Origin of the sequence: Bradyrhizobium sp. MOS001, assembly GCF_004634465.1 — a bacterium.
In the GTDB taxonomy this organism is placed as follows: Bacteria; Pseudomonadota; Alphaproteobacteria; order Rhizobiales; family Xanthobacteraceae; genus Bradyrhizobium; species Bradyrhizobium barranii.
Window position 1 is genome coordinate 21872 of the sequence record NZ_SPVJ01000066.1, and the last position, 7291, is coordinate 29162.

Consider the following 7291-nt stretch of genomic DNA (forward strand, 5'->3'; position numbering starts at 1 on the left):
CCATCAGGACAGTTCTCAATACCGCGCCTCTTTCGGCAAGGCGGCCCCGCCGGATGTGTCCTAACAGAGTGGCCCGACGTCGTGTTTTCTAGGACGTACCAAGACTTGTCAGCCTTGCACTCCCCAAAGGCCTTGCCCAAGGCAGCTAACGAAAATTTGGGTCCAGATGCTGGACATAATCGATGTGGATCAAATATCATCCACCATTGCGCGCGATTGTTCCAAGCTCCGAGAGCTTGGCGGCCGGACCCTGTCGGCTGAGACAACAACTGACGCCCCCCGAGCCCGTGCCTACTTTCGCTTGGTTGCCCTGAGTTAGTGCGTCGCTACCAGCAGGTTGCGCTATGCTGAAACACTTGCTCATTGAAGTCATTGGTCACGTTTCCGGTCTCAGCGACGCGCAGCTTGAACAAATTGAGCGGTCGTTGCCCGCGACCAAGGCGCTGATCGATCTTCTCAGTAAGGCACATCCGATCATCGAACAGGCGGAAACGCTCTATAATGAGGCGCAGCCGCTAATCGATCAAGCAAGGAGAGAGTGGCAAACGGTCGGCCCTGCAGCGCACATTTTGATTGATGTGATCTCACATCATCTCAACAAAGGCAGTTCGCCGGCGGAGGCCACTGAGGCAGTGCGCGCGGCGCTCGGCGGGTCAATACAGAACGTTGCGCAGGATCGTGGGATGGACCGGGGAATGAACCGCGTGACCGTGTTTGGGGGGACCGGCTTCGTTGGTTGTCGCGTTGTACGCCATTTGAGCGTCTCCAGCGTTACGGTGCGTATAGCCTCACGGCATCCTGCGCGGGCCGAGGGCGACAACGCGGAACAGGTCATCGCTGATGCCCATGACGAGCGCTCTGTAGAGGCCGCCGTTATGGGTGCCGACGGCGTCGTCAACGCGATCAGCCTTTACACCGAGCATGGAGGCGACACATTTCATTCGGTGCACGTCGAAGCGGCCGCCAGGATCGCTGGAGTGGCACGGCGGGCCGGGGTCAAACGGTTTGTGCACCTATCAGGCATAGGCGCTGACCCCACATCGCCGTCGCCCTATATTCGCAATCGCGGCGAGGGCGAGGTGGCTGTGCAAGCGGCGTTCCCTGGCGCAGTCGTTATCCGCCCGGCGGTAATGTTCGCGCCGGACGACGCCTTTCTCACGACAATTCTTGGGCTGCTTCGGACCCTGCCGGCTTATCCGCTATTCGGCGACGGCAGGACGAGGCTTCAGCCGGTGTACGTGGACGACGTCGCCGCGGCGATCGCACAGGTCCTGCGGCAAACACAAAGACCGTTTCCAATCTACGAACTGGCCGGCCCGCGCGTTTACTCATACGGCGAGCTGTTGCGGACCATTGCGCGCACCGCCGGATTGCGGCCAATGCTGGTGCGAATACCCTTTGCTTTCTGGAATGCCGCCGCCGGCCTCGCTGAGATCCTGCCGCACCCGCCGCTCACGCGCAATCAGGTTGAGCTTATGCAGATCGACACGATGGTCTCGGGCAGCCGGCCGGGATTCGGTTCACTCGGAATTTCGCCGCGATCGCTCGAAGAAGAACTCAAAGCGATGCTCAAGCATACAAACGAGGAAACTCAAAACACAAATGAGGGTCGAGCCAGGTAGGGTTGAGACTTCGTTACCGTGTCACGATGTGACTACTGATGTCGGAAAGCGGCTTACCTCCGAGGTCGAGCACTAGGCCCGATAGATCGATGGTCGCAGCTCAGGGGTCAGTTCATCCGCCAAAGTTTTTACAAGAGCCGAAGGGGAATGACCCTCCCGAGTGAACCCTTAGCGTGCGGCCAGCCGCCTGGAGCTGTCCGAATTAGGACAATCGATCTGTCACATTAGGATACCCAACGGAGTGCTCCTTTTGCGCAGTCACCTCTTCACTTTGACCGGGAATAAATTGAGTTGGCCGGCTCGACTCATCCAGCCCAAGTCCGGACGGCAGGCGGCCCTACCACGCGACTCGCGAGGCGGGGTCGTTGCGTGTAGGGCTATCAGATGTGCTACCAGTTGGGCCGCAAGATGGTAGCGGGAAAAGCAGATCATGACTGACGATCAGGTCAATCTCGTGGTTCGGCACCTTTGCGAGCAGTTGCACTTGACGCTCCGATTGAAGGGCAGCGAGGCACATCCACCAAACGCCAAGGATATTGGTTTCGATCCTGCCTCTGTAAGAACTGTGTTGCTGACGTTCGGCGGGCTTCACAATCCACCACGAGGCAATCGGGGCGAGCGAAGAGCCGCCGTGGTCCTAATGAAAAGCCCAGGACAGAGGTCCCGTGCCAAGGTCCGGGTCGTACGCACCGGTCCACCTTTGAGCCGGTGACTTCCGGTCTACTCGCGTGAACGGAATTTGGCAGACCAACGCGACTGGTCGGGCTCGTGCCAATAGACGTCTTTTGCGTCTACTCAATTATTTGAGTCAGCTTGTGCGAGTAGTGTCGTCGGAACTACGAGCTTGAGCGCTTTTGCAGTTCTAACGTTGATCCATAACTCGACCCGCGTCGGCTGTTCGACGGGCAAGTCGCTGGCTCGTGCACCCTCAAGGATTCCTTTGACGTGGTAAGCTGATCGAATAAAATGACGCCGTCTCGACGCACCGTAAGCGAGTAGACCACCTTCCCCGACGAAATCCGGCGATGTTGCGAAGCTCGGAATGCGGTGCATCAACGCCAACGCGGCGATGCGGCTTCGATACGCGAAACGAGGACGACTTCGCGACTCCATCGACCATCGGCCCCGGACCCGGACCCGGCGAGCGCAAGAGCGCACCCGCGTTAGCATTACTTGGGCCGCTTAACGATACCAGATCGCTTCGCAGATGGCCTCCGGGTGACGATCGTTTCAATACCTTGCAGCGTCCGCGCGAATTCGGACCGCAGGTGCTGCGCGTGTGCTGCATCCTTCGGCTCAGATAAAAATGCAATCTTCACGAAGAAGCGGTTCAATCGCGATGTGACGAGAAGATTGTCAGAGTGTTGCGAGCGTAAGTTCGTGATCTGTCGTCGCATCTCAACGAGATCGAACCGGTCATCGTCGGGCTTATTCGCCAAATGAAGCTCATACCGTTGCGGTAGATAAACGAAGCCGCCGCGCCGAGTATCTTGGCGCGACGACCTCGCCATGGTGAACCCGGACGGGGCAATGTCCGGTGCAGAGAGGTTAGCGCTCCGCAGCTCGGGTGCAATCGAAGACGCGGATTAAGCTTGATGTCGTCGCGGAAGGTTAAATCTGGAACAAGCGCTACTGTGGTCTGCAGCACGCCCGCGCGTCCAGTTAAGCGCTCCTTCTCCAGCGACGTCCCGGCCACGCGATCAAGGTCGGAGCCTAGCGCTTTGGCGCGGGTTACGTCGCGCTCAATCGATCGCTCGGACTTGCCAGATTTTGCCGCCGTGTCCTTAGCGAAACTGTCCATAAGGCCGTCAAGCCGCCTTTCGCTTGGAGATCAGCTTCGCCCGTTGCGCCGACGTCAGGTCGCGGCGGATCAGGTTTTCGTCGATTTCCATATCCAACCAAATTCAACTTCACGAAGCACTCGCCCGGCGAGCGTGGCGACCCCGCGAATTGCCGCTATCGAATGCCGCTAGCGCCGCTATTTGTTGATGTAAGTGACTGAAAAACACTTGCTGGCGCTCCCTAGGGGAATCGATCCCCTGTTTCAGCCTTGAGAGGGCTGAGCAGCAAGAGTGAGTTCGCCGCCGGAGTTGTGGCTAGGATCAAGAGCCGAGCCCCTGGTTCAGGCGGAGTTCCATCCATCAAGGACTAGGTGGTTGGCTCGAGCTTTTGTCAGAATTCGCGGCCTAGTTCACGAGTCGCGACCCGCTAGGCTGCCTTTGACGAGACTTCGACCTACGACATTTAGCGGGCAACGCGAACTCAGAACTCAATATCGAGCGCGCTTCCCCTATCGACTCACGAGTTTTGGCTTTTGGTGAAAATCGACTCATGATTCTTGGGTTTCTCGACTCGCGAATTTTTGGCAGGCCACGATAAATCAATGGGTTAAGCGACTCGCTTTTGATTGGTCCCGACACGCTTCGCGAGCTTCGGCTAGGCAAACCGGTGCCGCAAATGGCAAGCGAAGCGGCGAAGGCTGCCGCGCCGAAGCCCGACGGGCGAAGGCGGGCTGCGAAATCAATGATTTGGGCCTTGACCGAATTTTCCGGTGGACCGGCTGATTTTGTTGGAGCCAGACATGATCAAGATCGCGACACTCCCCGTTGCGACACGCGATGCCCGCGAGCGCATCCAGCGGCGGATGTGTGGCGCCGTTCCTGCCTCTCTCATTCCTGCCTCTCTCATTCCGGGACTGAACATGCGCAAGCTTCTGGCGATTTTGGTGATCTCGTGCTGGGCCACTTCGGCTTACGCACAAACGGCCGACCTCATTGTCACGAACGCAAAGATCGTGACGCTGGATCCTGCATCGACGATCGCGCAGGCGCTCGCCGTCCGCGACGGCAAGATCGTTGCAGTTGGCGGCAACGATGCCATGGAAGGCCTGATCGGGCCCGCGACGCGCCGCGTCGACGCCGGCGGACGCACGATCATTCCGGGATTGATCGATTCCCATATTCACGCCGTGCGCGCCGGCCTCACCTACGCCACCGAGGTCAACTGGATCGGCGCAAAGACCATTGGCGAAGCCATGGAACGCTTGCGCCAGGCGGCCAAAGCGCGCCCGGTGTCCTGGATCATCGTGGCCGGTGGCTGGAGCGACTTGCAATTTGCGGAGAAGCGGCGGCCGACGCTCGCCGAGGTGATGTCGGCCGTTCCCGACAATCCGGCCTACATCCAGCTGTTCTATTCGGCGCTGCTGATGACGCCGAAGGCGCAGCAAGCCCTCGGGATCTCCGCGGATCAGTTGCCGGCCGGGATCACGGCCGAGCGTGCCACATCGGGCGAAACCACGGGCTGGTTCAACGGCTCCATCGTCAGTATCTCCGCGCTGTTCGATCGCCTGCCGAGGCCCAATTTCGAGGACAATGTCGCCGGGACCCGGCAGTTCTTCACGGAGCTCAATCGTCTCGGAATTACCGGGATCGTGGATCCCGGCGGTTTCAGCATTTATCCCAGCCACTACGCCGCCTTGCAAAAGCTCTGGCGTGAAAAATCACTTTCGGTGCGTGTCTCCTACAGCCTGTTCGCCCAGAATGTCGGCGCCGAATTCGAGGAGTACAAGAACCTCACGCCGTTCCTGCCGATGGGATTCGGCGACGACATGCTGCGATTCAACGGAATCGGCGAGCGGATCACCGGCGCCATGTACAACAACAACGCGCCCGACGCGGCGGCGAAGGACAAGTTCCTCGAGATCATTCGCTGGGCGGCAAAACAAGGGCTGACGGTCACCATCCATTGGCAGGAAGACAAATCCGTCCATCACCTCCTCGACCTCTATGAAGAGGTCAACAAGGAGACGCCGATCGCGCCGCTGCGCTGGTCCATCGCCCATCTCGACAACACCTCGCCCGAAACGCTGGCGCGGATGAAGGCCCTTGGTGTGGGCTGGACCATGCAGGACGCCATGTACCTCGGAGGCGACCGTATCGTGGCGCAGGCGGGCGAAGCCGCGCGCAGCATGCCGCCCATCGTCACGGCGTTGCGGACGGGCGTCCATGTCGGGGCCGGCACGGATGCGCATCGGGTCGCATCCTACAATCCGTTCGTGGCGCTGCAATGGATGCTCGACGGCAAGACCGTCGGCGGACTATCGACGCGCGGCCCGGACGAAACACCCAGCCGCGAAGAGGCCTTGCGCCTCTACACCGTGGGAAGCGCCTGGTTCTGCTTCGACGAGACGCGGCGCGGCACGCTCGAAAACGGCAAGCTCGCCGACTTCGCGGTTCTCGATCGGGACTTCATGTCCGTCCCCGTCGAGCAAATTGGCGCCACGGCGTCTCTGCTGACGGTCGTGGGTGGCAAGGTCGTCTACGCAGCGGATGTATTCGCAAACGCAAAATAAGAGCTGGAGGCCCGCCGTGCCGCTCTCGCGAAATCTCGGCCTGTTGTCCAATGCAGCGATATTTGCTCTCGTCTCACACCATGCAGCTCGGGCCGACATACGTTCCAGCCAGTTCCTGGGCGGCGGTCCCTTGGTGGCTGCCCGGCAGCCGCGCTCATTCAACCACCTCGTCGGCGCGTAACAGGAATGACTCCGGTACTTTCAGACCGAGTGCCCTGGCGGTCTTCAGATTGATGACGAGGTCGAACTTGGTCGGCTGTTGGACTGGCAAGTCGGCGGGCTTCGCCCCACGCAAAACCCTGTCGACAAAGGTCGCAGCAAGCCGCCATAGGTGGGTTGCGTCCACGCCGTAGGACATCAGCCCGCCCGCATCGACGAACTCTCGGTATTCAAACATCGTTGGAATTCGCGCGGTCAGCGCTCGGGTCGCAATGGCGAAGGTGAGTGGGACGCCGACGGCATAGAGTGCGTCCGCACGGTCCCTGAGGGCCTCGAAAGCCGATGCAACGTCCTCTGCGCGCCGGATTTCCAATATCGTCGCCTCGAGGCCGAGCGCGGATGCCGCCGCCTGCACCTCATCCATCCTGTTTTTGAAACCGGGGCTATTGGCATTGACCATAACGGACAAGCGGCGGAAACCTGGGACAACCTCGCGCAACAGCTCGAGGCGCTTGCCGGCAAGACTGATGGGGTTGAGCGCCAGGCCGGTCGCATTGCCGTCCGGTCGGGCCAAACTTGCGACGAGGTCGCTGCCAACAGGGTCGCCAGAAATGGAGACAATTGGGATGAGCGATGTCGCGCGTTTTACCGCGAGAGTCGGAGATCCCCCCACCGTGACGATGACATTCACCTTGAGCCGGACGAACTCGGTCGCAATTTCCTTGGAGCGTTCGGTATGTCCCTCCGCAGAGCGATACTCGATCGCAACGGTCCGCCCCGCGATCCAACCGAGTTCGCGCAACTGATCCTCGAAATCTTGGGCCGACCAGGCCGGGCCCAAGAATCCGATGATGGGTAGCTTTTTCGTCTGCTCCGCCCGCGCCGGGCTCGGGCCCATAACCGCGGCAACGCCGACGAGCGTGATGAACTCGCGCCGCCTCATTGAATTACTCGTTTGAAGCGCCCGACTGAGGCATACAGCCTAGCATTTTTCAACCGGGAGCCGAGCGAGAAAAGGGCTGGCAGCCCGCCCTAACCGTGCGACGCAATGTCCGCAACGGGTCTTGGGTGTGTGCAAACGGATAGGTCGGCACGCGGCCGTGGTCGCCAATCGTTGCAGGCGGCCGATGTCTCGCGTCGGAGCGTCCAATGACTGGCC

Annotated in this window: 4 protein-coding genes and 1 tRNA gene; 2 read left to right on the plus strand and 3 right to left on the minus strand. The window is 60.2% G+C overall.

Annotated features, from left to right (window positions below; genetic code table 11):
* The first annotated feature begins 344 nt into the window (after positions 1-344).
* Complete coding sequence (locus CT676_RS39965) at positions 345-1622, plus strand: complex I NDUFA9 subunit family protein (RefSeq protein WP_244623454.1); 1278 nt, start codon at positions 345-347, stop codon at positions 1620-1622.
* A 1330-nt stretch (positions 1623-2952) separates the two neighbouring features.
* Here the strand turns inward: CT676_RS39965 and CT676_RS44570 are convergent.
* Complete coding sequence (locus CT676_RS44570; RefSeq protein WP_167768314.1) at positions 2953-3423, minus strand: hypothetical protein; 471 nt, start codon at positions 3421-3423, stop codon at positions 2953-2955.
* 212 nt (positions 3424-3635) lie between these two features.
* Positions 3636-3720, minus strand: a tRNA-Glu gene (locus CT676_RS44575).
* Positions 3721-4203: 483 nt separating this feature from the next.
* Here CT676_RS44575 and CT676_RS39980 point away from each other — a divergent pair.
* Positions 4204-5973: an amidohydrolase gene (locus CT676_RS39980; protein ID WP_244623455.1), complete on the plus strand. Its 1770-nt coding sequence runs from the start codon at positions 4204-4206 to the stop codon at positions 5971-5973.
* A gap of 154 nt (positions 5974-6127) precedes the next feature.
* On the opposite strand, the gene CT676_RS39985 is transcribed toward CT676_RS39980, so the two are convergent.
* Positions 6128-7075: an ABC transporter substrate-binding protein gene (locus tag CT676_RS39985; protein WP_135216937.1), complete on the minus strand. Its 948-nt coding sequence runs from the start codon at positions 7073-7075 to the stop codon at positions 6128-6130.
* Positions 7076-7291: the final 216 nt, after the last annotated feature.